Here is a 25,822-nt window from a genome sequence, read left to right as displayed (position 1 = left end):
TGCGGGACGTGACAGGGGGCGGCATGGGGACTGAGCCGGAGCGGCGGGTCGAACTCGGTAAGGATCAGGTTGTGCCGCGGGTGCAGGACGCGCCGGAGGTGGCTGATCCGGCGGGCGGGGAACCATGGGGTGGGATCGCCGCTCCGGTAACCCCGGGTGATGCGGTGCCGTATCCCCCACCGCCCGCCGCGCAGCCCTGGGCTGGGGTCGCGAATCCGGCTGTCGAGTTGCCGCCGTATCCGCCGCCACCGCCCGGGCCGATGTTTCCCGCGCCCGGCTATCCCGCTGTCGGCAATGCCGCGCCGATATATCCCGCTCCGGGCTATCCGCCGCCTGGTCGGGCACCTTACGGAGCGCCGCAATACCCGGGGCAGTTCCCGTCGCCGCCTCCGCCGGGGTACGGCTACCGGGACAGCACGCCGGTGTGGTCGATCATCAGCTTCTGCTGTGTCGCGGCGTCGGTGCTCGGTGGGGTGATGCTGTGCGGGCTGCCTGTGCTCGTGACCGCGCCGACGGGAGTCGTGCTCGGGCTGGTCGGACATGCCAAGGGTGAGCCGATGGGCAAGTGGGCGGCGATCGCCAATGGGGCCATCGCGGCGCTGGCCGCGGTTCTGGTTCTCGTGTTCGTGGCACTGATCGGCGGGGTTTGAGCCTCGGCGGGCGATACTGGTAGGCGGTAGCCGGCCCGGTCGCCACGCCGCCCCCGTCCCCGAACAGAACTGAGAAACGCCGCACCGATGGACGCTTTCACCGGATTCCCGCTCGCCGGACTCGACTTCTACGAAGACCTGGAGGCCGACAACTCGAAGGCCTTCTGGAACGCGCACAAACACATCTACGACGAGGCCGTGCGCGCACCGATGGTCGCGCTCGCCGCCGAACTGGCGGCGGAATTCGGACAGGCCAAGATCTTTCGGCCCTACCGTGACGTCCGATTCTCGGCCGACAAACTGCCCTACAAAACCCACCAGGGTGCGGTGGCGGGAGTGTCGCCCGGCGTCGGCTGGTACGTGCAGATCGGGGCGGCGGGACTGTTCATCGCGGGCGGCTGCTTCCGGCCCTCGCCCACCGCCTTGGCGGTCCTGCGGGCCACGATCGACGACGAGGTGCGCGGCGCGGAGCTGGAGAAGATCCTGGCCGCGACGACGGCGGCCGGTTTCACCCTCGGCGGCGACAAGCTCAAAACCAAGCCGAAGGGCTACGCCATCGACCATCCGCGCATCGACCTGCTGCGCCACAAATCACTGACCGTGCACCGCGAGTTCGGCGCACCGGAGTGGCTCACCACCCCGGCCGCGGCCACCGAGATCCGCCGCGCCTGGAACGACCTGCGGCCGCTCGTCGAATGGTTCGCCGCCGTCCTCCAAGGCGTCCCGGAGGACACCAGCGGCAGACGCCCGTAGCCGGCGACCGCCCGGCCCGGGCGTGGTTCGTGACGGACGGCCGTCGGAGGCCGATACTGGAAACCATGAGCCGTGAACCGTTGGACATGGACATGGGCGATGACGATCAAGCCGACGACATCGTCGAATACGAACGCTATGTGGAAGACCCACCGGCCGACTACGTGATCCGCAATCACGAAGCCGACGCCGACGGCTTCCTCGGCATCAACGAGGAAGTCTCCGAGGAGTACACCGAGCGCGGGTCCCGCCAGGAGGCGATGGCAGAGGACGAACGCCCCGCCGAGGTAGGCGCGATGCGCGTGGTCGGCGACGACGATGTCGACGGCGACCTCTTCGACGACGACGCCGTCAACGGCGAGGAAGGCGTCGAAAAGGACCTGGAGGGCGACGAGAACCTCACCAGCGGCGAATACCTCGCCGACGAGCTCGACCTCTGACCACACGTCCCGCTCGATGACGTCACCGCCGACGCACCCCGCTTGTCGTGACCGCTCGGTTGTCGCCCTCCTGACCTGACCGCCGGCGCGCTTTTCGTGGCCGGAGCCAGGACTCAGCGGCGTTCGGACAGGGACAAGATGAAGCGATTGTCGGGGTCGGTCCAGGTGTGCGTGGGGGTGAAGCCGGCTCGGTGCAGTTCGGCGGCGAGGGAATCGGGACGGAATTTGGCGGAGATCTCGGTGCGCATCTCTTCGCCCGCGGCGAAGTCGACGGTGAGGTTCAGGCCGGCGACGGTGGCTGTCATCGCCTCGGTGGCGCGCAGGCGCATTTCGATCCACTCGTTCTCGGCGTCCCAGCGGGCGACGTGGTCGAATTTCTCGGGGGCGAAGTCGGCGTCGAGACGGTTGTTGAGGACGTGCAGGACGTTGCGGTTGAATTCGGCGGTGACGCCCGCGGCGTCGTCGTAGGCGGGGACCAGGATCGCCGGGTCGATGACCAGGCCCGCGCCGAGCAGGAGCAACTCGCCGGGTTCGAGGACCTCGTTGATGCCCGCCAGGAATTCGGCGCGCTCGGCGGGGACCAGGTTGCCGATGGTGCCGCCGAGGAAGGCGATCATGCGGCGGCCACCGCGGGGCAGGTTGTGCAGGGTGTCGGTGAAGTCGCTGACCACGCCGTGCACGGACAGGTTCGGGTACTCCGCCGCGATCTCGGCGGCCGCGCCCCGCAGCGCCGAGGCCGAGACATCCTGCGGAACATAGGTTTTCAGCGAACCTTCGGCGGTGAGCGCATCCAGCAGCAGCCGGGTCTTGGCGGCCGAGCCCGAGCCGAGCTCCACCAGCACCTCGGCGCGAGCGGCCGCGGCGATCTCACCGACGACCCGCTCGAGCAGGGCTCGCTCGGTGCGGGTCGGGTAGTACTCGGGCAGTTCGGTGATCCGTTCGAAGAGCTCGCTACCGCGTGCGTCGTAGAACCACTTGGGCGGCAGCGACTTCGGGTCGGCGGTCAGACCGGTGCGGGCGTCGGTGCGCAAGGCCGCGGTGAGATCGTCGTCGGTGAGGTGGATGTCCAGCAGCGGCGCGGTCATGAACGGACCCTTTCGGTAGCGGGGAGTTCGAGTGCGGTGATGGTGCAGTGGCCGGGTGTGGCGGTGACCAGTTGGTGGTCGACGACGGATTGCCAGCGTGGGTCCGCGTCGTAGGGTTCGGACGAGAGCACGGCGTAGTCGTCGGTGACGAGCACCGACAGCGCGTGCCAGCAGGTGGTGGCCCACAGCTGGATTCCGTTGCCGAGCAACAGGTTCAGGCGAGCGCTCGGCTGATACCGGAGAACGGTCACGACCAGCAGCTGGAGGGCGTCGGCCGGGGAGGTGACGGGGCCGGCGGGGTCGATCGCCCCGAGCAGGCCCCGCAGCAGCACCCACAGCGCGGCGGAATCGGTGAGCGCCTCCGCCCGCAGCAGGACCGCGGGTGAATCGAACAGCGTTGCGGTGGTGCAGACTTCACGCAGGTCGGCGACGACGGCGACGAGCGTGGTTCGCCAGTCCGGGACGACGCCGTTGTGGCTGAAGGCCCAGTGTTCGTCGGTGAAAGGCGCGCAGGCCGAACGCTCCACCGGCATGCCGACGGTGGCCGAGCGCACGGCGGCGACGACCGAACGGGATTCGAGCTGCCCGAGCACCTCGGCGACGGCGGGGTCGGTCCAGATCGGGGCGTGGTTGCGGTAGCGGGTTACCGCGTCGCGGGCGCCCTCCGTTCCCACATCGGCGCGGCGCCACCAGGCCACGCCGAAGCCGTCGGCGTTGATGGTGCCGCCCGCGCGCATGTCGACCGGCGCCCAGGACTGGGTATAGAGCGAGTGGGGGCCACGCAGAATCAGCTCGCCGACCCCCACCGGTGGGCCGACGTAACCGAGGTGCCTACACATCAGAGTTCGTCCTCGCGCAGATCTCGGGCGAGCCGGAACCCGGCGAAGATCTGCCGCCGGATCGGGTGATCCCAGTTGCGGAAGGTGGCGCGGCAGGCGACCTCGTCGGTGCCGAAGGATCCGCCGCGCAGGATGCGGTAGTCGCCGCCGAAGAAGACCTCCGAGTATTCGCGGTAGGGGAACGCGCGGAACCCGGGGTAGGCCTCGAAACCCGAGGAGCACCATTCCCAGACGTCGCCGATGAGCTGGTGCACGCCGGTGGCCGACGCACCGGCCGGATAGGCGCCGATCTCGGCTGGTTCCAGGTGTCGCTGGCCGAGGTTGGCCAGGTGCGCGTCCGGTTGGTCCTCGCCCCACGGATAGCGCCGGGACACACCGGTTTCCGGGTCGAAGCGAGCCGCCTTCTCCCATTCGGCCTCGGTCGGCAAGCGCTTGCCCGCCCACCGCGCGAAGGCCTCGGCCTCGAACCAGCACACATGCACCACCGGCTGATCGAGCCGCAGCGGGGTGCGGACGCCGAATGCCGTGCGCGTCCACCCGTCACCGTCGCGCTCCCAGAACTGCGGAGCGACCAGGCCGGCCTCCCTGCGGTGCGCCCAGCCACGCTCCGACCACAGCTCGGACCGGTCGTAGCCCCCGTCGTCGAGGAAGGCGAGGAACTGCCCGTTGGTCACCGGCGCGACATCGATCGCGAAGCCGTCGACGTGCACCGGATGGGCGGGGCGTTCGTTGTCCAGCGCCCACGGATCGGCCGAGGTCCCCATCAGGAATTCGCCTGCGGGAAGGATGACTTCGCCACCTGCCGACACCTGGGCGACCGGGGCGGGCGGCGCTGACAGGACCGGCGCGCCGATTCGCAATTGATGGGTGGCGAGCATGGTCTCGTCGTGCTGCTGTTCGTGCTGAGCGATCATGCCGAATGCGAAACCGTTGTCCACCAGCGGATTACCGGACAGATCACTGGAATCGAGGACGTCGAGGACCTTTTCGCGCACCGAGCCGACGTAGCCGCGCGCCTGCTCGGGGTTGAGCAGCGGCAACGCGGGCCGGTTCGACCTGGCGTGCTTGAACGCGTCGTAGAGCTCGTCGATATCGGCTCGCACCGCATCGCGGCCGCCGACATCGCGCACCAGCCACAGCTCTTCCTGGTTCCCGATATGCGCCAGGTCCCAGACCAGCGGCGACATCAGCGGCGAATGCTGCGCGACGAGATCGGCTTCGTCCACGGCCTCGGTGAGCAGGGCGGTGCGGCGGCGAGCACGCGACAGGACCTCGGCGATGCGGGCCCGCGTCCGGTCGCGGTCACTGTGGTCGGCGGGGGCGGAAAGAGTCACGAGAGCTCCGAAACAGACAGGTCGGCAACGACTTCGGACAGAAGAACAGCGGCATGCCGGCCACGGGCGGCCGGCGGCGAGACCATCACGACCCGCCCGCGCCGTTGCGTGCCGAGTCGACCTCGGCGAGTGGACTGCGGCCCGCATTACATCGGCGGGCCGCGGCGGCCAATTCCGCGGCAGCGGAGGGTGTTCGCGCATGGGCGGCGGCCAGGTCGAGCACGTCTACGGCAGCGCGGCGCAAGTGCGGGTCGAGCAGGCCGCAACGCGCGGACGTCAACCACTCCCCCGCGGTGGGCGCGGCGAGGGCTGTCGCCTCGGCGACGACAGCGGGGGTCGACAGCAGCGCGTCGAACAGGTGGATCGGGGTGGTCCACGCTTCACCGGGCTGGGTGTCGAGGTAGCGGACCTCGAGGTGACCGGATGCTCGGACCGGGGGAAAGAGGGTGGTCAGGTGGTAGTCCAGATCGGCGCGGGTCGGGCGGCGGCCCACTTCGTCGTCGAGGGCGCCGGACAGCCAATCGGCGAAGGTGGCACCGGGGGGCGGGGACCAGTCGGCGTCGGCATCGGCGCACCGCACACACAGCAGCGGCACGTCGAGAGCCCAGTGGGCGTACGAGGTGATCGGGTCCGCCCAGTCGGCCACCGGGGGTCTGGAACGGGCGGGGTCCAGGCGCAACCAGGTGCGCATGCGCTGAGACGCCCAGTCGCCGCGCGGCACGCCGTGCAGGCGCGGTGAGCAGGCGAAGGCGGCGATGAGGGTGGGGCCGAGGGCGTAGAGGGCGGTCCAGCGCGCCCGCACCTCGGCGGGATCGGCGCCGGCGTCCACGCTGACCTGCGTGGCGGCGGTATTGCACATCATCAGGGTGCCAAAGGGGCCGACGCCGTCGAAATGACGTTCCATCGCCGCGTAGCGGGGCAAACGAAGCAAACGCTCGGCGGGACGGCCCGCATCGGCGGCGGCGGCGAAGACGCTGATCTCCTGGTCGGCGAGCAGGTCCCGCAAACGGGCCGCATCAGCGCGCAGATGCTGCGTCAGCGCGGCCGGATCAGCGAACGGTGCGCTGGAAAGTTCTATCTGACCACCGGGTTCGACGGTGACCAGGCTCCCGCCGGGCAGAGCAACCGCGGCGGAAGCGGGAGCGAGGGAGGTCGGTGCGTGCGGCCCGAGGGCCGCTGCCAGCTGGTCGAGCGAGGGCCGCGAACCGGTGGGACCGGCGGTGAGCCACTCCAGTTCGGCGCCGATCAGCGCAGGGGGACCGAGCTTGAAACAGACGCCGCCGACATAGGCCTCCGCCGCCGCCCTGGACGACATTTCTCCCTGGTCAGGAGCATAATCGGGCCACGATGAACGTTCCAGGGTGACCGCCATACCAACCTCCACGTGCTGCGTGCTGCCGGGGAACCTGCGTTTCGCTCATTCCAGAGTAGCGAGGTCCACCGACAGAGAAAGTGACGAAAATCCGAACGGCTCGGGGCGCTATCGTCGTCACCATGCTTGACCTCGCCGCGATCAGAGCCGACACCGCAGGACTTGCCGACGGTCAGGTCTTCCTCGACAGCGCCGGATCGTCACTGCCGCCGAAGATCGTCCTCGACACGATGATCACCCATTTACACCGCGAAGCGGAGATCGGTGGCTATCGGGCGGCTAATGAGCGTCTGGACGATCTCGCCGCGGTGAAGACCTCGATCGCGACGCTCATCGGCGCCACGCCCGACACCATCGCCCTCAGCGACAGTGCGTCCCGGTCATGGGCCGATTTCGCCTACTCGGTACCGCTGCACCCCGGCGACCGGATCCTGATCTCCGGCGCCGACTACGCCAGCAACGCGATCGCCGCGCTCCAGCGCGCGAAGCACACCGGTGCGGTGGTCGAGCGCATTCCCAGCGACGACACCGGCCGCCTCGACACCGACGCGCTCGCCGACATGCTCGACGAACGCGTGCGGCTGGTTTCGCTGCAACACGCCCCGACCAACGGCGGCCTCGTGAACCCGGTCGCCGAAGCCACCCGCATCGCCCACGAAGCCGGTGCGCTGGTACTGCTCGACGCCTGCCAGTCGACCGGCCAGCTGCCCATCGACGTCACCGAACTCGGGGTCGACGCCATGTCGACGACCGGTCGCAAGTGGTTGCGCGGCCCCCGGGGCACCGGGTTCCTGTACGTGCGTTCCGAATTGGCGCAGACGATGGAACCGACCCGCCTCGACCTGCACAGTGCCGCGTGGGTGAGCCCCGGCGAATACCGCCTGGCCGACGACGCTGCCCGGTTCGAATTCTGGGAGTGCGGTGTCGCCGCCCGCCTCGGTCTCGGCGCCGCCGTCGACTACCTGCTCGAACAGGGGCCCGACGAGGTCTACGCGGCCGTGGCCACCCGCGCCCAGTACCTGCGCAAGACCCTGCCGGAGCTGCCCGGCGTGACCGTGCGCGATCTGGGCACCGAGCACAGCGGCATCGTCTCGTTCACCGCCGACGGCCACGATCCCGAACAGCTGCGCGATCGGCTCGCCGAGCACGCGATCACCGTCACCGTCAGTCACGCGGGCTCCACCCTGCTCGACATGTCCGAGCGCACTCTGCCTGCCGTGCTGCGGGCCTCCCCGCACTATTTCGTCGGCCCGGCCGACTTGGACCGCTTCGTCGCGACGCTGGCCGACCTCACTCGCTGAGCCCCGCGAGGTGCTCGCGGACGATCCGGTCCACGAGCACCCGCGGGTCCTGATCGGGGGCAACGATCTCCAGCGTCCGGTTGACGGCGATCGTCGCCAAACCGTGCACATTGGTCCACAGGGCCAGCGCGCGCTGCGGCGCCGACTCCGGCGCCACCGCCGCGACCAGCTCCACCACCTGTCCGTACAGCGGCCGCGTCGTCGCCCGCAGATTCTCGCCGGAGCCCGCCAGCAGATCGTGGCGGAACATCAGCGTGAACATCTCGGGCCGCGACACCGCGAAATCCACGTAGTCAACGGCCATTCGACGTAACCGTTCCCGTGGGTCGTCGATCGTGGCGAGCACCGAGAACCGCTCGATCAGCTCCCCGAATCCGCGCGCCGCGATCGCCGCGAGCAGCGCCGCGTGCGTGGGAAACCACCGCCGCGGCGCGCCATGGGAGACGCCGGCGGCCCGCGCGATCGCACGCAGCCCGAGTGCGCCGAAACCGTCGGTTTCGAGCAGATCGACACCGACGTCAACCAGGCGCTCGCGCAACGATTCAGGCATACCGGCAATTCTGCACACCCGTTCGCGGACCTTCGCGGTCGCATGCGTAGACAGTGTCTACTAGTCTGCGTAGACACTGTCTACGAAGGGACTGCCCATGTGGTATCTGCTGTGCAAATACGTCCTCATCGGCCCGGCGCTGCGCCTGCTCGGTCGCCCGCACGTCGAAGGGCTGGAGCACATTCCACGCACCGGTCCGGTGATTATCGCGGCCAATCACCTGGCCTTCATCGACTCGCTCTACCTGGCCCTGGTGATCCCACGGCCACTCACGTTCCTGGCGAAGCAGGAGTACTTCGCCGGCACGGGGTTACGTGGGCGATGCAAACGCTGGTTCTTCACCGCCGCGGGCCAGGTACCGGTGGACCGCACCGGCGGCGACGCGGCCGCCGACGCGCTCGCGGCGGCCACCGCGATCCTCGACGGCGGCGGCGCCTGGGCAATTCACCCCGAGGGCACACGGTCACGGGATGGCAGGGTCTATCGTGGTCGCACCGGGGCGCTGCGCGTTGCCATGGCCACCGGGGCACCGGTGGTGCCCGTGGTCCTGGACGGTACCGATCGCATGAATCCTCGCGGTCGGAAACTGTTGCGTTTCACCAAGGTACGCATCACCGTCCACCCCCCGCGGCGCTATCCCACAGCTGTTCATCACGCCCAGGTCAGAGCGGCAACCGACCTGCTGATGCGGGAAATTGCCACGTTATCGGGTAGACCATACGTAGACCGCTACGCAGCCACCTTCGCTGTCCAGGGCGCAACAGCAGGGGTGCTGGGGCGTCAGCCCGGGTTAACACGCGCGGGGCGGGGCGGGATTTCTTGTTGGGAGTGCAGAGCACGGCCGTAACCGATCGTTGGCGTAAAGGGAGACCGACGTTGAGCAGGTTCACCGACGAAATGTTTGGCACAGCGTTGACCAGCTCCAAGGGGCTGGTCACCGGAGAGCCGGAGGCACCACTGCGGCAGACCTGGGGGGACATTCACAGGCAGGCGCGGCGGATGGCGGGTGGTCTCGCGGCCGCCGGGATCGGGCACGGCGACGCCGTCGGCGTGCTGGCCGGCCTGCCGGTCGACATCGCGCCTGCCTGCCAGGCCATCTGGATGCGTGGCGCTTCCATCACCATGCTGCATCAACCCACGCCACGCACCGACCTCGCGGTCTGGGTGCGTGACACCGAAACGGTGCTGCACATGATCGACGCGAAGGCGGTCGTACTCGGCGCGCCGTTCGCGGCCGCCGAGCCGGTGCTCCGGGAACGCGGGATCATCGTGGTGCCGGTCGAGGAGCTGCACCGGGGTGTCGACACCGATCCGGTACCGACCACCGAGGGCGATATCGCGTTGCAGCAGTTGACCTCCGGTTCGACCGGATCACCCAAGGCCGTCCGGATCACCCACGGCAACTTCAACACCAACGCGCACGCGATGTTCACCCGGGTCAAATTCCAGCTCGACGACGACGTGATGATCAGCTGGCTGCCGCTGTTCCACGACATGGGCATGGTCGGATTCCTCAGCGTGCCGATGCAATTCGGTGCCGAGGTGGTGTGCGTGACACCGCTGGACTTCCTGGCCAGGCCACTGCTGTGGGCCGAGCTGATCGACAAGTACCGCGGAACTGTCACCGCCGCGCCGAATTTCGCGTACTCCCTGCTGGCCCGGCGCCTGCGTCAGGCCGAACCCGGCTCCCTGGACCTGTCCAGCGTGCGATACATGTGGAACGGCGCCGAACCGGTCGATCCCGACACCATGATCGCCCTCGCGGCGGCGGGCGACCAGTTCGGGCTCAGCCCGATGGCACTCACGCCGGTGTACGGCATGGCCGAGACCACCCTGGCTGTATCGATTCCCGACCCCGGCAACGGGCAGGTGCTCGACGTGATCGATGCCGACCTGCTCGAGGTCGTCGGCAAGGCGGTACCGATCGCCGAGGACGGCCACCACGGCACCCCGCGCAGGCTGCCCACGCTGGGGCACCTGGTCGACGATCTGGAGGGTCGCGTCGTCGACGCCGAACGTCAGCCGCTGCCGGTCCGCTCGGTCGGCGTGATCGAATTGCGCGGCCCCGCTGTCACTTCGGGCTATGTCACCGTCGACGGCTTCCGCCCCGCCAAGGATGCCGACGGCTGGCTCGACACCGGCGACATCGGCTACTTCACCGAAGACGGCCTGATGGTGGTGTGTGGGCGCATGAAGGACGTCATCATCATGGGCGGGCGCAACATCTACCCCACCGACATCGAACGAGCCGCACTGCGCGTACCGGGCGTGCGCCCCGGCAACGCGGTCGCGGTGCGCCTGGACGCGGGGGAGAAACGCGAAAGCTTCGCGGTGGTGGTCGAATCCAACGATTATCAGGAGGCCGACGAGGTGAAGCGGATCGAGCGCGAGATCGTCCACGAGGTCTTCGCCGAAGTAGGCTCGCGCCCCCGCACGGTCGCCGTCCTCGGTCCGGGAGCCCTGCCGAAGACCTCCTCCGGCAAACTCCGACGCTCTGCCACCGCGGTGCACTTGCGATAGCTACTCACCGCACCCAGTCGCCCCCGTCTTCAACAACCCCCCAACCTACCCACCGCACTCCCGACCCCTAGGGAGGGACGGCCACGAAGTGGCCGGTCGCGGCCGGGTCGCCGGTTAGCCGCCGGGGCGTACGCGACGAAGGAGCAAGCCCCGGTGGCTAACCGGCGGCCCCCAGGGGCCGCGACCCGAGCGCGCCAGCGCTCCAACAAACACAGCCCAAACCGGCCTGGGACTACTTGACACAGGTAGTTCTGGGCCTCAATGCAGGTTGTTCTGGGCCGCTTCCAGCCCGACCTTCAACAGCAGCTCCACCGCGTCGGCGGCCTGCTCCACGATCACCGGAACCTCTTTGCGCTCCGGCGCGGCGAAGGGCTTGAGGACGTAGTCGGCCGGATCCTGCCGACCGGGCGGGCGCCCGATCCCGATCCTGGTGCGCAGATATTCCTTGGTGGTCAACGCCTGCGAGATCGACCGCAGCCCGTTGTGACCACCTTCGCCGCCGCCCTGCTTGAGCTTGAGCGTCCCGAACGGCAGATCCAGCTCGTCGTGGACCACGATCACCTGGTCCACCGGCACCGAGAAGAACTTCGCCAGCGCGGCCACCGGCCGCCCGGACAGATTCATATAGGTGCGCGGCTTCGCGATGAGGATCTGACGCCCGTCCAATCGCGCCTGGAGCAGATCGGCACCGGACTTCTTGTGCACGGCAAAACGGCCGCCGACGCGCTCGGCGAGCACATCGGCGACCAGGAAGCCCACATTGTGGCGGGTGCGCTCGTACTCGGGGCCGGGGTTACCCAGTCCGACCACGAGCGCGGGCCCGGAAGATTCGGTCATTGCCCGAATCGTAGTGCGCGGTCTTACTCGGACTCGGGAGCGGTCTCCGCGGTCTCGGTGTCGGCGGCGGTGCCTTCACCCTCGTCGTCCATCTGCGAGGCGGACGGCGCTTCGATCACGTTGACGATCAGCGCTTCCGGGTCACCGGCCAGGGTGACGCCCTCGGGCAGCGCGATGGTGCCGGCCAGGATCTGGGTGCCCGGCGCGATGCCGTCGACCGAGACCTCGATGGTCTCGGGCAGGTTCATCGCGTCGGCCTCGATCGACAGGGTGTTGAGTTCCTGGGTGATCAGGGCGCCGGAGACGGCATCGCCGACGACCACGACGTTGACGTCGGTGGTGACGCGCTCGCCACGCTTGACGATCAGCAGGTCGGCGTGCTCGATGTAGCGACGGATCGGGTGGACGACGACCGACTTGGTCATCGCCAGCTGCGGCTGACCGTCGATCTGCAGGTTCAGGATGGCGTTGGTGCCGTGCAGACGCAGGATCGCGGCGAACGCCTTGGCGTTCAGCGACAGGTGCTGCGGCTCGGCGTGGTGGCCGTACAGCACGGCGGGCACGTTGCCGTCGCGACGGGTACGGCGAGCGGCACCCTTACCGAATTCGGTGCGGACGGCGGCTTCGATCAGATTGGCGTCGGACATACTGAATGCGCTCCTACGGCTGGTCATGGGTGACCCAACTCCGGGGTCAAGGTCTACTCGTCGGACGAAAGAACGAACGAGGACGGCCCAAACAACTCAGCCGAGCCGCGTCGATCACGGTGTGCGCACCAAACGGGCACTCACCCTCGCCGAGACAACCCGCCAACCATACCGCATAGCAATCCGCGATCTAAAACCGCCATGACCGCACTCCGAACCCCCGCACCTGCGACCCCTAGGGAGCAGCGGCCACAGAGTGGCCGGTCGCGGCCGGGTCGCCGGTTAGCCGCCGGGGCGTAGGCGACGAAGGAGCAAGCCCCGGTGGCTAACCGGCGGCCCCCAGGGGCCGCGACTCGAGCGCGCCAGCGCTCCGAAAACACAGCGTCGAACCTCCTGGGACTACCGAACAATTGATCCCCCCTGTGACCACCCCTTCAGCCCCTCGTACCCTGGAAAGGCTGCCCCCACCGAAAGGCTCCCCTTTGTCCGAGTCCGGAGAGAACGTCGCCCCCACCCCCCGCGGGTTGCCCGCCGAGGTGGCCCGTCGGCGCACGTTCGCCGTGATCTCGCACCCCGACGCGGGTAAGTCGACGCTCACCGAAGCGCTGGCCCTGCACGCCAGGATGATCTCCGAGGCGGGCGCCATCCACGGTAAGGCCGGTCGCAAGTCGACGGTGTCGGACTGGATGGAAATGGAGAAGGCGCGCGGCATCTCGGTGAGTTCGACCGCGCTGCAGTTCAACTACCGCGCCGCCGGGTCCGATATCGACAATGTGATCAACCTCGTCGACACCCCCGGCCACTCCGATTTCTCCGAGGACACCTACCGGGTGCTCACCGCCGTCGACGCGGCGGTGATGCTGATCGACGCGGCCAAGGGCCTCGAACCACAGACGCTCAAGCTGTTCCAGGTGTGTCGCCACCGCGGCATCCCTGTGATCACCGTGATCAACAAGTGGGACCGGCCGGGTCAGGCCCCGCTCGAACTGCTCGACGAGATCAGCGAGCGGATCGGCCTCACGCCCACGCCACTGTTCCTGCCGGTCGGCATCGCGGGCGATTTCCGCGGCCTGCTGCGTCGCGGACCGGAAGGCGAGGCGGCCGAGTACATCCACTTCACCCGCACCGCCGGTGGCGCGACCATCGCCCCCGAGGAGTACCTGACCGCCGATGAAGCCGAAGCCCGCGAGGGTGAGGCGTGGACGACCGCGGCCGAGGAGAGTGAACTGCTCTCGGCGACCGGGCAGGACCACGATCAGGAGATGTTCCTGGCGGGCCAGACCTCGCCGGTGATCTACGCCTCGGCCATGCTGAACTTCGGTGTGCGCCAACTGCTCGAGACGCTGGTGCAGCTCGCGCCCGCGCCCGGCTCACGCGAGGACGTGACGGGCAAGGAACGCACGACCGGTGACCCGTTCAGCGCGGTGGTGTTCAAGGTGCAGGCGGGCATGGACACCGCCCACCGCGACCGGTTGGCGTTCATGCGGATCGTCTCCGGCGAATTCGAGCGCGGCATGGTGGTGACCCACGCGCAGACCGGTCGCCCGTTCGCCACCAAATACGCGCTGACGGTCTTCGGCCGCGAGCGCACCACGGTCGACACGGCCTACCCCGGCGATGTGGTCGGCCTTGTCAACGCCACCGCGCTCGCGCCGGGCCACACGCTGTTCGTCGAGAAGAAGGTGGAGTACCCGCCGATCCCGAGCTTCGCCCCCGAGCATTTCGCGACGCTGCGCGCGCAGAGCGCGGGCAAGTACAAGCAGTTCCGCAAGGCCATCGACCAGCTCGATTCCGAGGGCGTGGTGCAGGTGCTGCGCAACGACGCCCGCGGTGACGCCACCCCGGTGCTGGCCGCGGTCGGTCCGATGCAGTTCGAGGTGGTCACCGCGCGGATGCAGGGCGAGTTCAACGTCGAGACCCAGCTGGATTTCCTCCCCTTCACGCTCGCGCGGCGCACCGACGCGGAGTCGGCGCCCGAGCTGGATCGCCAGCGCGGGGTCGAGGTGTTCACCCGCACCGACGGCGTGATCCTGGCGCTGTTCAGCGACAAGTGGCGGCTGCAGTACATCGAGAAGGAACACCCGAAACTCACGCTGGAACCGCTGGTCGCCACCGCGGACTGACGCTGTCTGGGCCGGAGGTATCAGGCGGCCGGTCCGGGATTGCGTTCCACCGAGGAGATGTGGTTCTCCTGGGCGATCATTCCCCAGCGGCTCGCGGTGAGCCGCAGGCTGGGTAGATCGCTGAGCGAGAGCACTACTTCGTAGGTGCGCTCGTACCCGGTGTGGGAGATGCGCCAGTGCCCGTCCTCGCAGCGCACGTAGCTGTCGGTATAGAAGGCGGCGCCGCGCAGACACATGTTGTGTTCGGGGATGATCACCGTGTCGGCCAGGTACCAGGTGCCGCTGGCGGTGTCACCGTCGACATCGATCTCGGGGTGGTCGCAGCGATGCTCGGTGATCACGTGCGGTCCGAGGGTGTTGCGCAGGAAGGCCAGGAAGGCCTCGCGCGACTCGAATTGCAGATACTCGCTATAGGTGGCGGTCGCCTCGGGGACCAGGGTGTCGGCGAACTCGTCCCACGACTTGGTGTCCAGGCTGCGCAGGTAGCGGTATTTCAACCTGCTGATCGCGATGAGGTCGTCGGGGTGATCGGGCGGACGCTCGATCGGTGCGGGTTGTTCGTCGTCGTCCGACGGCGCTGTCGCCATCCACGCCTCCCCCGAGTCCGATCCGGCGACCAATGGCTCGTCCTCGCCGGGCAGCAACGGCACAGGGCCTGTCCACGCGGACGCGACAGGTTCGTCGACGTGCACGTTCGGCAATTCCGGGCCCTGCTCCATCTCTCCACGATCCCACCAGAAACGGCTCGCCGCCCGTTCTGTATCAGATCGCTATCACTGCCGACACCGGAGTGTGACCTCCGGCGCCGGCTGTCCCGGCTGTCTGAGCTACCCGATGGTGAAGCAGGTGCGGCAGAAATCCTCGCCGAATTCCGACAGACGCAGGCTCTTGCGCACGATCTTGGGCGCGCGGCCCGCCTTCTTGAGCGCGTGTTCCACGACCGGCTGCACTTCCAGCACCATGTACCGGCTCAGCACCACCGGATCGTCGGAGGTGAGCGTGAGTCCGAGGCGGTTGAGATTGATCAGGTAGGAGCGAGCGCGGTCCGGGTAGCGCACGCCCGCCTGTTCGGGGACCGAGGTCAGGTCGCCCTGCACCAGCTCCGAGCCGATGCCGAGCGGGCGGTTGGTGCGCACGTCGACCGAGGGTTGCGGACCGTTGAGGGCCATGAATCGCAGGATGCGGGCCTCGTCGGGAGCGACCTCGTCGAGGATGCGGTCGTAGGCCGGGTGCACGTCTTCGGTGAAGTACACGTCGGCCGAGCGGGCCAACAGCGCGTCGCCGCGTCGCCGCAGGTCATCGGTAGTGGCCGAGCGCAGGTACGGGCCGACGGTGATGGCCTGCTGCGACGCGCCGTTCGGCGTCGGCACATAGCTGACGATCTCGCGCACCGACCCCTCGGTGACGCCGAGTGCGCTGCGCGCGATGGAGCGCAGGGCATTGCCGGTGCGCTCGGCGATATCGGCGGAGGATTCGCCGTCCAGCGCCGCCTGCGCCAGTTCCTTGGTGACCTCATAGGTGGTGCCGACAGCCCATTGACTGCCGCGCACCGCGGTACCGGCGGCCAATCCGGCGGCGCGGAACACGCCACGGATCAACCGTGCTTCATTACTGATCTGTCGCTGCTCGACATCCGAGCTGCGCTCGACGGCGCGGGTACCGGCACGGGCCAGGTCCTGTCCGGTCCTGTCGTCTGTCACGTCCTACTCCGAAGTCTCGCCATGTGAACAGTGCCACCACCCACCGCGCGTCCCCTCTGCACGGTATTTGTGGCCTGTCACGAAAGGTGGTGGTGGTCATTGTGTCCGACTCGCCAAGGCGAGTACGCCATTCGGGACAGGTTCTGTGACTGATGTCTCAGACACTACCCTGTGGCCTGACACACGACGAATGGACCCAGTTCCTCATCTCACAGTAGGGTCACCTCGCCGCGGGGGTGATAAATTTTTGGTTCTCGGTGAGGCGGTGGTCACCGGGTATCGGCAGGAGGGCGTGTCGTGTTGGAGAGTGTGTTCGGGTTACACCCGACACTCCTGCTAGAAATTCTGACCATTCCTCTTTTCACAGGAATTATCGGTTACATAACCAACTGGTCCGGCATTCTCATGCTGTTCCAGCCGATCAAATTCCACGGATTCCGACTGCCCGGTCTGCGCGCGGTCTTCCCTTATCTGCCCAAGCGGATCCAGGTGTTGCCGCTGCTCAGCTATGACGGCCGGATCGGCTGGCAGGGCATCGTGCCCTCGCGTGCCGACAAGATGGCCAGCATCGCGGTCGACAAGGGCCTGTCCAAGCTGGGCAGCGTCGCCGACTTCTATCGCGAGCTCGACCCGGAGAAGTTGGCCGAACATCTGGCGGAGGTGGCCGACGCGCAGATCCGCGACATCGTCGAGGTGATCTTGCGCCGCGAGCATCCACAGCTCTGGTACAACTTGCCTGTTCAAGTCAGGGAGATGATCCATCAGCGGGTGCGTTCGCAACTGCCGGAGATCCTGCGCGACCTCACCATGGAACTCGGCGCCAATATCGATCAGCTGCTCGATGTGAAGCAGATGGTGATCCGGTACTTCCAGGCCCGACCCCAATTGCTCAACCAGCTGTTCCAGGTACTCGGCGCCAAAGAGCTTCGGTTCATGCAGAACTTCGGCTTCTACTTCGGCGCACCCTGCGGCCTGCTGCTGGTGCTCGCGCTGCACACCACCGGACTCTCGGCGCTGGTCGTGCTGCCGGTCGGCGGAATCATCATCGGCTGGGTGGTGAACTGGATCGGGATCAATATGATCTTCGCGCCCGCCACACCGAAGTGGTGGTGCCCGTGGCGGCAGGGTCTGCTGATCAAGCGCCAGCCCGAAATCACCGCGGGTTACGCGGCATTGGTGTCCACCGAGGTCGTCACGGTGGCCAACATCGGCGACGAACTGCTCAACGGACCGCGCTCGGACCGGACCCTGCAGATGCTCGAGGACACCCTGCGCCCGGCCGCCGACCGTGCGCTCGGGCCCGCGCGGCCAGCGGTGAAATTCATGCTCGGCAGCCGCGAATACGACTCGCTGCAAACAACTCTCACCACGCAGGCCATGACGATCGCGCCCATGGCCTTCGCCGACCCCGCGTTCAATGCTCAGCAGAGCAGGCAGGTCAACGATTACATCGCCCGGCAAATGTCCGCACTTTCCCCCCATGACTTCGTGGACATGCTGCGCTCGGCGATCAAACAGGACGAATGGTTGCTTTTCGTCCATGGCGGCGCGCTGGGACTGCTCGCCGGATACGCTCACATCCTGGTCTTCGGAACAGGAGTAGCGACGACATGGATGTAGACGACGGGACCCCGTCCACCGACATGGTGCGACGTTCGGTACCGCCGCTCGAGGTATCCACCGACAGGCGTGGCCTGCTGCCCGTCTCCCCGGTGCGCACGGTTCGGGCGGCGACCGGGGTGGCGCGCGTCGCGCTGACCGCAGCCTCGGGAATGACGCTGTGGACCCTGGACACCGCGCTCGGGGTGACCGTCACGGTGTTGCGCGGCAGCATGGCGGGCAACCCGCCCAACGAGGTGCTCGCGGAAGCGGAGACCGAAGTGCGCGACCGGCTCCGGCACGCCCTCGGCCTGCCGACGGGCGCGGAACACCACCACGAGGACGGCACGCCGACCCTGCGCGAGCAGGGCGCCGAACTGCTGCGCCTGTCCGCCAGCACCACCGCCGCACAGCCCGACACCCATCCGGCCTATCCCGGCATCCTCGCCGAGATCACGCCGGACGAAGCGCGGATCCTGCGCTTCCTGCACGTCGACGGGCCGCAGCCCGCCATCGATGTGCGCACCGGGCGGCAGCGGGCGTTCGGTGGTGAGCGGTTGATCAGCGGACTCACCATGCTGGGCGACCACGCCGGCCTGCGGTTTCCGAACCGGGTGCCGCAGTACCTGCCCAACCTGCGCAGGCTCGGACTCATCGAGTCCACCCGCGAACCCGTCGGCAACCCGCACCGTTACCAGGTCATCGAGGCGCAGGAACAGGTGCGGGAGGCGTTGAAGCGCCCCGGTTTCGGTACGAAGGTGAGCTACCGCAGCATCCTGCTCACCGAATTCGGCGCCGACTTCGTCCAGACGTGTTTACCGGTCGTCATCAACGACGGCCGAGAAACCACTGGTCCGCCTCCCCGCGACTTCGGGCCGGACTCGAGTGCGCGGTCACGGAGCGTCGGCGGCTGACAGCAGGACTCCCGCCGAGTCAGCCCGTACCCCGGGAGTTACCCATGTGCGTGCGAGATCACTGGTCGGCGGCTTCTGCCAATTCCATCCAGCGCTCTTCTGCCGCTTCTTTTTCGGCGACAACTTCCTTCAGCTCGGCTCCCAGCTTGACCAGCTTGTCCGGGTCTGTCGCGGCGTCGGCGAGGGCGGTATGGAGTTTCTGTTCGCGCTCGTCGAGTTTGGCGATGCTGCGTTCGACCTTCGACAGTTCTTTGCGGGCGGCGCGTCGGTCGGACGAATCCGTCGAGGTGCCACCGGTCTTCGCGGTGAGCGGCTTGGCGTTGCCCGCCATGGTGGCGCGCTTGGCGAGGTAGGAATCGATGCCGCCGGGGAGGTTGGTGAGTTTGCCGTCACCGAACAGGGCCCAGGTGGAGTCGCAGATGCGCTCGACCAGGTAGCGGTCGTGGCTGATGACCACCAGCGTGCCCGCCCAGTTGTCGAGCAGATCCTCGAGCTGCTGCAGGGTGTCGATATCGAGGTCGTTGGTCGGCTCGTCGAGCAGCAGCACGTTCGGTTCGGCCATCAGGATGCGGGTGAGCTGCAGGCGACGGCGTTCACCACCGGAGAGGTCACCGACCGGGGTGCGCTGGCGGGCCGGGGTGAAACCGAGCCGTTCGGCGAGCTGACCGGCCGAGATCTCCTTGTCGCCGAGCATGATTCGCTGTGCGACCTGCTGCACGGCCTCCAGCACCCGCATATCGGTGGGCAGGTCGTCGAGTTCCTGCCGCAGCCAGCCGATCTGCACGGTCTGGCCCTGGATCCGCTTGCCCTTGGCGGGTTCGGTCTCCCCGGCCAGCGCGCGCAGCAGCGTCGTCTTGCCCGACCCGTTGACGCCGACCAGGCCGACCCGCTCGCCCGGCGCGAGCCGCCAGGTGAGGTCGTCGACCAGCACCCGGCCGTCGGGGGTGGTGAGGGCGGCATCCTCGAGTTCGATCACCACGCGGCCGAGGCGCTTGCGGGCGAAGGCGGCCAGCGAGACCGAGTCACGCGGCGCGGGCACATCGGCGATCAGTGCCTCGGCGGCCTCGACGCGATAGCGCGGCTTGGAGGTGCGCGCCTTGGCGCCGCGCCGCAGCCAGGCCAGCTCCTTGCGGGCCAGGTTCTGCCTGCGCGACTCCGAGGCGTCGGCCTGACGTGCGCGTTCGGCGCGGGCGAAGATCCAGTCGCCGTAGCCGCCCTCGTAGACCTCCACCTTGCCGCCGACGACCTCCCAGGTGCGGTTGGCGACGGTGTCGAGGAACCAGCGATCGTGGGTGACGACGACGAGCGCGGTGCGCCGGGCGACCAGGTGTTCGGCCAGCCACTGCACACCCTCGATGTCGAGGTGGTTGGTCGGCTCGTCGAGGACCAGCAGGTCCAGGTCGCGCACCAGCGCCGCCGCCAGGGCGACGCGGCGGCGTTCGCCACCGGACAGGTTCGTGACGAGGGTGTCCAGGCCCAGATCGGCGATGCCGATGCCTTCGAGGATCGAGCGCACGCGCGAGTCGGCGGCCCACTGGTGGTCGGCGATGTCGGCGGTCGACAGGTCGTCGGACAGCCCGGCGAACACGATCGAACCGATGCTCGCGCCCTCGGGCAACACGCCGCGCTGGGTGACCACGGCCATCCGCAGCCCGCCCACCCGGCTCACCCGGCCCTTGTCGGGCGGCTCCAGTCCGGTCAGGACCTCGAGCAGCGTGGTCTTACCGCCACCGTTGAGGCCCACCACCCCGATCCGTTCCCCCGCGTGAATTCCGAGGGAGACGTCATCCAGCAGCGGCTTGACGCCGAAGCTCTTGGAGACCTGTTCCAGGTTGATCAGGTTGGACATAGGTGTAGCCTGTTCCGCCTCCCCGCGACTACTGGCCAGACTCAGGCGCGGGGAGGCGGTGCGTCGGCGGCCTACGTTGGCTTGCTGGATCAGTGGGCCCGTCCCCGGCGAGTTACCCATGTCCATACGAGATCTGTTGCTTGCGATCATAGAGGACCGGCCGTCGGCCGCTCTGGCCCGCCACCGCGGCCGGGCCCATCAGCGTTTGGACGATGCCTCGGCGTCGAGCACTCGCGCGCCGGGAACCGGCCCGCTCGCGGTGCGCACACTGCGACACACGCCCGCGCCTGCCAGCTCCGCGGCGACACCGATCGCGGCCTCCTCGGACTCGCAGAGGAAGGCGCAGGTGGGGCCGGAACCCGAGACCAGCCCGGCCAGGGCGCCCGCGCCGACGCCCGCGCGCAGGGTGCGGCGCAGTTCCGGCTTCAGCGAGAGGGCGGGGGCCTGCAGGTCGTTGCCCAGCAGCGGCGCGAGGGTGTGCGGATCGCCCGCGGCCAGCGCCTGCATGAGTTTCTGGGGGTCGCCGAGGCGTGGCGGTTCCCCTTCGGCGCGTAGCCGGTCGAGTTCGCGGAAGACCGACGGGGTGGACAGACCGTCCTTGGCCAGCGCGAGGACCCAGTGAAAGGTGTTGCGCGACAGCACCGGAAGCAGGCGTTCGCCGCGGCCGGTGCCCAGTGCGGTGCCGCCGTGCAGGGAGAACGGCACGTCGCTGCCGAGTTCGGCGGCGATCGTCGTCAGTTCCTCACGGGTCAGGCCGAGGTCCCACAGCTCGTTCAGCCCGACCAGGGTCGCGGCCGCGTCGGCGCTGCCGCCCGCCATGCCACCGGCCACCGGGATGCCCTTGGTGATCGCGATCTCGACCAGCGGGGCACGGCCGGCCAGATGCGCCAGGCGGACCGCGGCCTTCCAGACCAGGTTGGTGCGATCGGTGGGTACCTCGGCGGCGCCTTCGCCGCTGACCCGCACGGAGAGCGAGGCCGAGGGGGCCAAACGGAGGTCGTCGGCGAGGGACAATGCCTGGAACACGGTGGTCAGGTCGTGGTATCCGTCCGGGCGCAGATCAGCGACTCCGAGATGCAGGTTCACCTTCGACGGAGCTCGCACGACGACCGGGCTGGGCACAACTGACAGCACGATTACCCAGCGTAATAGGTTCCACCGACTAGTACGCACGCCGAATGCCCAGCACTCGGCCAAGGGGTTGCGTCGGGTACCCTTGGGGGGTATGTTCGTTCGTGTCGGGGACATACCCCTGGACCGTATGTTCGAAGAGCGAAGGAGCCTGCCATGGCCACCACCACCTACACCGTCACGGGGATGACCTGCGGACACTGCGTGAGCTCGGTCAAGCAGGAGATCGGCAAGATCGACGGCGTCACCGGTGTGGACGTCGACCTCGCCAGCGGCCTCGTTCGCGTCGACAGCGCGGGCGAACTGGCCGACGCCGATGTGGCCGCCGCGGTCGACGAAGCGGGCTACGCACTGAGCGCCTGACTCCACCCGTGCTGGGCGAGCAGGCGCCGCGCGCGTCCAGCTCGCCCAGCATCGACCCGGTCCGCGACAACGTCCCCGTTCACCGTGGGTTCACCCACGTCAGGACACGTCACGAATCATCCACAATGTCATCCACATCCCTCCCCGAACGTGGTGCGACACCGATTTCCCGGTTCCACCGGGAGCGTCACCCGCCGATCATGATCAACTCCGAACGCCGCGAAAACCGGTTGTCCACAATTGCTTTCACAGGGACACCACAACCCGCACCGGTGAACGGCCGGTGTACTGCGGGTTCTCCTGCGGGAGCCCACGATTCGCCGAGCGGGACGTACCGCTCGCGCCGCTCAGGTCGTCGCAGCCAACCGGACGAACGCCGACGTCTCCAGGGTCTCGCCCCGTGCCGTCGGATCGATCCCGGCGGCGATGAGCCGGCGCTCGGCCTCGGCGGGCGAGCCCGCCCACCCGGACAGCGCCGCCCGCAACGTCTTTCGCCGCTGCGCGAACGCCGCGTCGATCACCTCGAACACCCGCCTGCGATGCGCGTCGTCCATCGGCCACGGCGCTTCGGCGTAACGGTCGATCCGCACCAGACCCGATTCGACGCGCGGCACCGGCCAGAAGACCTGCGTCCCCACGTGACCGGCCCGCCGGACCTTTCCGAAGAAACCCGCCTTGACACTCGGCACGCCGTACACCCGGTTCCCCGGCTCGGCGGCGAGCCGGTCGGCCACTTCCGCCTGGACCATCACCAGCGACACCATGATGCTGGGCAACGTCGCGAGCAGGTGCAACAGCACCGGCACGGCCACGTTGTACGGCAGGTTCGCCACCAGCGCGGTCGGCACGGCGGGCAGCTGCTCCGGACGCACCCGCAGCGCGTCGGCCTCGACCACGCGCAGGCGCTCGACCAGGCCCGGCGCGCGATCGGCGACGGTTTCGGGCAGATAGTTCGCGAGCACGGGGTCGATTTCGACGGCGACCACCTGATCGACCACGTCGAGCAGTGCCAACGTCAGCGAGCCGAGACCCGGGCCGACCTCGAGCACGGTGTCACCCGCGCCGACACCCGCCGCGGACACGATGCGCCGCACCGTATTGCCGTCGTGCACGAAATTCTGTCCGAGCTGCTTGGTGGGTCGGACGCCGAAGCGCTCGGCCAGGGTCCGTACCTCGACGGGACCGAGCAAGGCGGCACGGTTACCTCGAGCGGAATTCTCTGGTTCGGACACTGCTAGAACCTACCAACCTCGTTGATCGGGCAGCTCAGCGCTGTGTCGGGGCGGCGTTGACCCGTGCGAGGAATCCGTCGATGGTGGCGAGCTGCTCGGGCGAGACCGAGCCGTGCTGTCCGTTGCCGAGGACCACCTGCTGGTCGACGCCGTTGGCCGCGAACTGGGCGACCAGCGCCGCGTGCAGCGGCGACGGCACGACCATGTCGGCGACGTTCATGGACAACAGGATCGGGGCATCGTAACCACTGGTCGGCAGCATCATGTAGGCCGCGAGCGGATCGCGCAGCGGAGCGAGCGGGCGGGCCAGCAGGTCGGCGGAGGTGACGCCCTTGGTTGACGCAAAGATCTCGTCCAGGCACTGACTGCCCGCGGCGTCGACAATTTCCTTGCCGCGCGGAGTCAGGTAGGAGTCGATGTCGAGCGCGGGGTCAGTGGCGCGCAGACCGGCCAGGATGCTGACGATGAACGAGGTGGTGGCGCTGGAAAGCCCCGGCACCATCGGCGTCGTCGGGCTGACGAACGGCAGGATCTTCTCCACGTCCGAGGCTGGGTCGATCGCGGCGACACCACGGAAGTCGAGCTCAGGGGCGTACTCAGCCTGCACGTGCGCCGCGCTCAGCGCCGCGTGACCACCCTGTGAAACGCCGAGCACGCTCCAGGTGCGCGAGAGGTCGTGGTTGGCGGCGCGGGCAGCACGGACCAGATCGATCGTCGCAGTTGCCTCGCTGCGCACCTCGAGGTACGGGTGCGGGCCGGTGTCGAATCGGCCGAGGCCGAGGTAATCGGGCGCGACGACGGCGAAGCCCTGGTCGACGAACCGCTTCAGCAGCCGGTCCTCGCCCCCGCGCTGCTGTTGGAAGGGCGCGCTCTCCGGATCGGCCTGACCACCGCAACCCGGGCCGGAGCCCGAGGTGCCGTGGTCGTATGCCAGGATCGGCCAGCCGCCGACCGGTGCGTCACCTTCAGGGAGGAACATCGCACCGCTGGCCGGGCGCTGAACGCCGGCCGAGTCGGTCATCCAGTACTCGACCGACGAGCCACGGCTGAGCCCGTGCCAGCCCGCGGGTTCGGCCTGCACCGAGATGAGCGAACCGGGAGCCTCCGCGACGGCCGGAGCGAACGCGGCAGCGGTCAGCGCACTCGCGACCAACGTGGCGACGGCCGTCGCGCGAATCGGGTTGTTCAGCACAACTCAGTCTCCCTACCAGGCGATCATGATCTTGGACGAGTGTACAGATCAGGGCGGGCCGGGCTCTGGATCGACCGAAATCCGTGCAGACCGATGGGCAGGGCCGGAGAGCGGCAGGCGATCAGCGAACCCGGGCGAGGAACTCATCGATCGCGGACCACATCGCCGGATTCAGCTCGCAGTGACTGCCCGTCCCGACCACCGGTGTGTAGTGCACGCCGCCCGCGGTGAACTGCGCGGCCAGTGCCGCGTGCAGCGGCGAGGGCACCGTGCGGTCGGTGGCGTTGACCAGCAGCAGGATCGGTGCGTCGTAACCGCTTGTCGGCACGGTCATGTAGTCGGCCATCACCGACCGCAACGGCTCGTCGCCGAGCGAGCGGCTGAGCATCGCGCCCAGCGTCAGATCAGCGACCCGGTCGTCGATGGCGTCCGAGCACAGGGCACCGATCTCGTCGAGGACCTGGCGTCCGAGCGGGCTGAGATAGCTGTCGACCTGCGCGTCCGGCCGGGCAGCGCGCAGTCCGGCCAGGATGCTGGCCGAGAACCCCAGGATCCCGCCGCTGAGGCGATCGGGATTGCCCGGACCGAGCAGCGTGGCCACCTTCTCCACGTCCGATTCCGGGTCGATCGCGATGGTCCCGCGGAAGTCCAGCTCGGGGGCGTAACTCGCCTGCCGGTGCGCGGTGCCGAGCGCCGCCTGCCCACCCTGCGACATCCCCGCTGCCACCCACACCGGCGACAGATCATCGCGCGCGGAATGCGCGGCCCGGAGCATGTCGATGGTGGCAGTGGCCTCGGTGTCGATCCCGAGATACGGATGCGGACCGGTATCGAACCTGCCGAGCCCCAGATAATCCGGCGCGACGACAGCGAACCCCTTCGACACCAGATACCGCAGGAAAACATCCTGCCCCACTTGCGATTCCGGCCACGGCGCCCCCGCCGGATCCGACTGTCCCCCGCACCCCGCCCCCAGCCCGGTAGTCCCGTGGTCATAAGTGACAACAGGCCAACCACCCGCAGGCGCGACACCAGTCGGCAGATACAGCGCACCGCTGGCGGGCTGCGACACACCGCCCACCCCGCGCGTCCAGTAGTCGATAACCTGAGCCCCCGACATCCCGTGGAATCCATCCCCCTGCGGAACAACCGCGATAACAGTCCCCGGAGCCTGCGCATGCGCCACCGGCAGCGGCACACACATCCCGACCCCCGCCGACAGAACCGCCGCGGCCACCGAACGCCACCAGGCCGAAACCCTACGCATCACAACCACCCGTCGACTCGTCACCGACCCGACCCCGCCGCACGAGCACAGCAGACCCGGCGAAACGAGAGCACGCTAACAGGCTGGGCTGTTCCGCCTCCGCGCATGTCCAGCGTGTCGCCCC

General features: G+C 68.4%; 24 protein-coding genes. 10 read left to right on the top strand and 14 right to left on the bottom strand.

Annotation, left to right across the window (positions count from 1 at the left end; all coding sequences use genetic code 11):
• Positions 1–23: 23 nt before the first annotated feature.
• The 3 genes from ACFTS5_RS26755 to ACFTS5_RS26745 all read left to right on the top strand — a co-directional run bounded on the left by ACFTS5_RS26755 (position 24) and on the right by ACFTS5_RS26745 (position 1,843).
• Positions 24–650, top strand: a complete 627-nt coding sequence (locus ACFTS5_RS26755; protein WP_378636063.1) for a hypothetical protein — start codon at positions 24–26, stop codon at positions 648–650.
• A gap of 87 nt (positions 651–737) precedes the next feature.
• Entirely contained in the window at positions 738–1,403 is a 666-nt protein-coding gene (locus tag ACFTS5_RS26750) for a DUF2461 domain-containing protein (RefSeq protein ID WP_378636060.1), read from the top strand.
• A 65-nt stretch (positions 1,404–1,468) separates the two neighbouring features.
• Positions 1,469–1,843 (top strand): hypothetical protein, encoded by a 375-nt coding sequence (locus ACFTS5_RS26745; RefSeq protein ID WP_378636058.1) that lies wholly within the window; start codon positions 1,469–1,471, stop codon positions 1,841–1,843.
• Positions 1,844–1,956: 113 nt separating this feature from the next.
• Here the strand turns inward: ACFTS5_RS26745 and egtD are convergent, their stop codons facing one another.
• From egtD to egtA, 4 genes are all read right to left on the bottom strand, one after another.
• Positions 1,957–2,928 (bottom strand): L-histidine N(alpha)-methyltransferase, encoded by a 972-nt coding sequence (gene egtD, locus ACFTS5_RS26740; protein ID WP_378636056.1) that lies wholly within the window; start codon positions 2,926–2,928, stop codon positions 1,957–1,959.
• Entirely contained in the window at positions 2,925–3,767 is an 843-nt protein-coding gene (gene egtC / locus ACFTS5_RS26735; RefSeq protein ID WP_378636054.1) for an ergothioneine biosynthesis protein EgtC, read from the bottom strand. The genes egtD and egtC overlap by 4 nt, the downstream gene beginning before the upstream one ends.
• Positions 3,767–5,101 (bottom strand): ergothioneine biosynthesis protein EgtB, encoded by a 1,335-nt coding sequence (gene egtB, locus ACFTS5_RS26730; protein WP_378636051.1) that lies wholly within the window; start codon positions 5,099–5,101, stop codon positions 3,767–3,769. The genes egtC and egtB overlap by 1 nt, the downstream gene beginning before the upstream one ends.
• Positions 5,102–5,186: 85 nt before the next feature.
• Complete coding sequence (gene egtA / locus ACFTS5_RS26725) at positions 5,187–6,473, bottom strand: ergothioneine biosynthesis glutamate--cysteine ligase EgtA (RefSeq protein WP_378636049.1); 1,287 nt, start codon at positions 6,471–6,473, stop codon at positions 5,187–5,189.
• A 122-nt stretch (positions 6,474–6,595) separates the two neighbouring features.
• On the opposite strand from egtA, the gene ACFTS5_RS26720 reads away from it, so the two are divergent.
• Entirely contained in the window at positions 6,596–7,774 is a 1,179-nt protein-coding gene (locus tag ACFTS5_RS26720; RefSeq protein ID WP_378636046.1) for an aminotransferase class V-fold PLP-dependent enzyme, read from the top strand.
• Here the strand turns inward: ACFTS5_RS26720 and ACFTS5_RS26715 are convergent.
• Positions 7,764–8,324 (bottom strand): TetR/AcrR family transcriptional regulator, encoded by a 561-nt coding sequence (locus tag ACFTS5_RS26715; RefSeq protein ID WP_378636044.1) that lies wholly within the window; start codon positions 8,322–8,324, stop codon positions 7,764–7,766. The genes ACFTS5_RS26720 and ACFTS5_RS26715 overlap by 11 nt on opposite strands.
• Before the next feature lie 97 nt (positions 8,325–8,421).
• On the opposite strand from ACFTS5_RS26715, the gene ACFTS5_RS26710 reads away from it, so the two are divergent.
• Positions 8,422–9,171 carry a lysophospholipid acyltransferase family protein gene (locus ACFTS5_RS26710; protein ID WP_378636041.1) on the top strand — a complete coding sequence of 250 codons (750 nt, stop codon included), beginning with the start codon at positions 8,422–8,424 and terminating at the stop codon, positions 9,169–9,171.
• Positions 9,172–9,200: 29 nt separating this feature from the next.
• Complete coding sequence (locus tag ACFTS5_RS26705; RefSeq protein ID WP_378636039.1) at positions 9,201–10,844, top strand: fatty acyl-AMP ligase; 1,644 nt, start codon at positions 9,201–9,203, stop codon at positions 10,842–10,844.
• 258 nt (positions 10,845–11,102) lie between these two features.
• Here the strand turns inward: ACFTS5_RS26705 and pth are convergent, their stop codons facing one another.
• A complete protein-coding gene (gene pth / locus ACFTS5_RS26700) occupies positions 11,103–11,681 on the bottom strand; it encodes an aminoacyl-tRNA hydrolase (RefSeq protein WP_266293272.1) in 579 nt (192 codons plus the stop codon).
• 23 nt (positions 11,682–11,704) lie between these two features.
• Entirely contained in the window at positions 11,705–12,328 is a 624-nt protein-coding gene (locus ACFTS5_RS26695) for a 50S ribosomal protein L25/general stress protein Ctc (RefSeq protein WP_378636035.1), read from the bottom strand.
• Between the two features lie 482 nt (positions 12,329–12,810).
• Here ACFTS5_RS26695 and ACFTS5_RS26690 point away from each other — a divergent pair, with 482 nt between their 5' ends.
• On the top strand, positions 12,811–14,451 hold the full coding sequence (locus ACFTS5_RS26690) for a peptide chain release factor 3 (RefSeq protein ID WP_378636033.1): 1,641 nt from the start codon (positions 12,811–12,813) through the stop codon (positions 14,449–14,451).
• A 20-nt stretch (positions 14,452–14,471) separates the two neighbouring features.
• Here ACFTS5_RS26690 and ACFTS5_RS26685 read toward each other — a convergent pair whose 3' ends face one another.
• The gene (locus tag ACFTS5_RS26685) at positions 14,472–14,996 is read right to left on the bottom strand and encodes a nuclear transport factor 2 family protein (protein WP_378636353.1); all 525 of its coding nucleotides are present in this window, start codon (positions 14,994–14,996) and stop codon (positions 14,472–14,474) included.
• A gap of 282 nt (positions 14,997–15,278) precedes the next feature.
• The gene (locus tag ACFTS5_RS26680) at positions 15,279–16,151 is read right to left on the bottom strand and encodes an Abi-alpha family protein (protein ID WP_378636031.1); all 873 of its coding nucleotides are present in this window, start codon (positions 16,149–16,151) and stop codon (positions 15,279–15,281) included.
• A 405-nt stretch (positions 16,152–16,556) separates the two neighbouring features.
• Between ACFTS5_RS26680 and ACFTS5_RS26675 the strand changes: the two genes are divergently transcribed.
• Together ACFTS5_RS26675 and ACFTS5_RS26670 are read left to right on the top strand one after the other, a co-directional pair.
• Positions 16,557–17,771: a hypothetical protein gene (locus ACFTS5_RS26675; RefSeq protein ID WP_378636028.1), complete on the top strand. Its 1,215-nt coding sequence runs from the start codon at positions 16,557–16,559 to the stop codon at positions 17,769–17,771.
• Positions 17,762–18,664: an Abi-alpha family protein gene (locus ACFTS5_RS26670; RefSeq protein WP_378636026.1), complete on the top strand. Its 903-nt coding sequence runs from the start codon at positions 17,762–17,764 to the stop codon at positions 18,662–18,664. Before ACFTS5_RS26675 ends, ACFTS5_RS26670 begins: the two co-directional genes overlap by 10 nt.
• 58 nt (positions 18,665–18,722) lie before the next feature.
• On the opposite strand, the gene ACFTS5_RS26665 is transcribed toward ACFTS5_RS26670, so the two are convergent.
• Entirely contained in the window at positions 18,723–20,513 is a 1,791-nt protein-coding gene (locus ACFTS5_RS26665; RefSeq protein ID WP_378636023.1) for an ABC-F family ATP-binding cassette domain-containing protein, read from the bottom strand.
• A 198-nt stretch (positions 20,514–20,711) separates the two neighbouring features.
• Positions 20,712–21,647 (bottom strand): 4-(cytidine 5'-diphospho)-2-C-methyl-D-erythritol kinase, encoded by a 936-nt coding sequence (locus tag ACFTS5_RS26660; protein ID WP_378636021.1) that lies wholly within the window; start codon positions 21,645–21,647, stop codon positions 20,712–20,714.
• A 153-nt stretch (positions 21,648–21,800) separates the two neighbouring features.
• On the opposite strand from ACFTS5_RS26660, the gene ACFTS5_RS26655 reads away from it, so the two are divergent.
• Positions 21,801–22,007, top strand: coding sequence for a cation transporter (locus ACFTS5_RS26655; protein WP_378636018.1), 207 nt, complete (start codon positions 21,801–21,803; stop codon positions 22,005–22,007).
• 347 nt (positions 22,008–22,354) lie between these two features.
• On the opposite strand, the gene rsmA is transcribed toward ACFTS5_RS26655, so the two are convergent.
• From rsmA to ACFTS5_RS26640, 3 genes are all read right to left on the bottom strand, one after another.
• Positions 22,355–23,239: a 16S rRNA (adenine(1518)-N(6)/adenine(1519)-N(6))-dimethyltransferase RsmA gene (rsmA, locus tag ACFTS5_RS26650; RefSeq protein ID WP_378636015.1), complete on the bottom strand. Its 885-nt coding sequence runs from the start codon at positions 23,237–23,239 to the stop codon at positions 22,355–22,357.
• Between the two features lie 34 nt (positions 23,240–23,273).
• Positions 23,274–24,431, bottom strand: a complete 1,158-nt coding sequence (locus ACFTS5_RS26645) for a lipase family protein (protein ID WP_378636012.1) — start codon at positions 24,429–24,431, stop codon at positions 23,274–23,276.
• A 121-nt stretch (positions 24,432–24,552) separates the two neighbouring features.
• A complete protein-coding gene (locus ACFTS5_RS26640; protein WP_378636010.1) occupies positions 24,553–25,698 on the bottom strand; it encodes an alpha/beta fold hydrolase in 1,146 nt (381 codons plus the stop codon).
• Positions 25,699–25,822: the final 124 nt, after the last annotated feature.

The organism is Nocardia sp. NPDC056952, from assembly GCF_042674185.1.
GTDB lineage: Bacteria > Actinomycetota > Actinomycetes > Mycobacteriales > Mycobacteriaceae > Nocardia.
The sequence above is the reverse complement of the archived record's forward strand: the minus strand, read 5'-3'. Positions and strand labels throughout refer to the sequence as shown.